This is a genomic window from Paraburkholderia sp. Ac-20340, assembly GCF_017104965.1.
In the GTDB taxonomy this organism is placed as follows: Bacteria; Pseudomonadota; Gammaproteobacteria; order Burkholderiales; family Burkholderiaceae; genus Paraburkholderia.
On record NZ_JAAGPR010000093.1, the window covers coordinates 1 to 261 of the forward strand.

General features: G+C 49.0%; 1 rRNA gene. It reads left to right on the top strand.

Features of this window, described 5'->3' with window-relative positions:
• Nucleotides 1-160: 160 nt before the first annotated feature.
• Nucleotides 161-261, top strand: a 23S ribosomal RNA gene (locus G3N59_RS37510); the annotation flags it as partial.

Here is a 261-nt window from a genome sequence, read left to right on the forward strand (position 1 = left end):
ACTTAGAGATGGGTGTGGAGTAAGTGAATCAGGGTTGTGATTGTATCAATGTATTTTTAAGTGATCGAAAGATTGCCTTGAAATACGGCGCAACACGAATACTCAACCTGTAACGAGTGATCGACGACTCCTTTGGGAGCCAGAGACACACCCGTTATAGGGTCAAGCGAACAAGTGCATGTGGTGGATGCCTTGGCGATCACAGGCGATGAAGGACGCGGTAGCCTGCGAAAAGCGGTGGGGAGCTGGCAAACAAGCTTT